The sequence below is a fragment of the Massilia glaciei genome (genome assembly GCF_003011895.2).
Lineage (GTDB): Bacteria > Pseudomonadota > Gammaproteobacteria > Burkholderiales > Burkholderiaceae_D > Telluria_A > Telluria_A glaciei.
On record NZ_PXWF02000205.1, the window covers coordinates 1 to 1,203 of the forward strand.

A 1,203-nucleotide genomic window follows, 5' to 3' on the forward strand; every position below is an offset into this window, starting at 1 on the left:
CCGCGTTCCGTTCATCCCGCCGTCTAAGAGAGGTACACCCATGCGAGGCGCTGCCATCGAGACGCTTTTCGTGTCTCACATGGGTTGATACGGCACTTTTGAGACATCGTCGCCCGATTGTCTAGACCCCAACGATACGATATCCATGGCTGTCCGGCGCCTGCAGTTAGCGCGAGCACGCCACCATGGAATGCGAGCCGGCGCCGTCGATTGCAAGCACGTTCGCAGATAGCGTGAGCATGAGCCAACTTTCATTTGCAGTTAATTCGAGCCGGCAAACGCGCCAAATGCGAGCACAGTCGGTTTGAAATGCGAGCCGCTACAACTAAGCGCCAAGCACTTACGACGATGCCCAATCCATGGGCATTTCGTCGTCAGGTCTACATATCCCCGGTTCGCCAATCCCACAAAAAACACATCAAATCAAGGCCAAAGGACCAGGCACTTTCATGTCGCCGAATTCACGGCACTTCCACGCCGCCGCGCACAGCCACCATTACCGGCCCGGAAGCCGTGAAGGTAGCGGCGCTGATTTCACTCTTGCTGGCCGATGTGCTGACGCATGACCGGGTTGCACAGCAGCAACCAACCTCTCTTCCACATTTTGCGGCCAGTGGCAGTGGTGACACCAGCCAGCTCGCGGTCGACAAGCTGGCTGTGACTATCAGAATAATGGCGGAATTTCGAAAATGCCTGCGACGCCGACTTTTCCTTGGTGTGGCCACGCGGCGGAGGCCGCCTGGCCGCCAACTTATTTGCCTTTCGGTGGGTTGTTTCCACGACCGCCACCGGAAGGCTGACCGGGGTTCTTACTTGGTGCATTTGGTGGGACTGGGTTTGGCATTACAACCTCCAAAGGCGGTGCGCCTACACTACATATCGCGCCGGTCGGCGCTCTTGCTGGACCCGTCGCTCGAGCCGGAACAGGCCGAGCAGCTGATATGTTCGGTGGCGCTCGGGCCCGGATCGTACGAATGGTTCATGGTCGACCGCGCCGTCGGCAATGTCAAGAGCCAGGGGCCGCATCTGGCGGCGCCACTCCGTCAGCCGGCATAGAACCGTGGCGAGAGTTCTTCAACGCGGCGCCGGCTGAGAGTTCTTCATCACGTGGCGCCGGCTGAAAGTGCGAAAAATAATTTGACGATACTTGGCCGTGACCCTCAATGACTGTACATAAGCAAGGGGTATCCATTTAGCTCCAGT

Annotated in this window: 1 protein-coding gene; it reads left to right on the forward strand. The window is 58.1% G+C overall.

The window, feature by feature from the left end; all coding sequences use genetic code 11:
- Positions 1-348: 348 nt before the first annotated feature.
- Complete coding sequence (locus tag C7C56_RS28850; RefSeq protein ID WP_181373158.1) at positions 349-1,056, forward strand: SOS response-associated peptidase family protein; 708 nt, start codon at positions 349-351, stop codon at positions 1,054-1,056.
- The last annotated feature ends 147 nt before the right edge of the window (positions 1,057-1,203 follow it).

What these genes read in the sequence shown, in the direction of transcription:
- C7C56_RS28850 (WP_181373158.1), top strand. Translation starts at nt 349, where the DNA reads ATGCCCAATCCATGGGCATTTCGTCGTCAGGTCTACATATCCCCGGTT.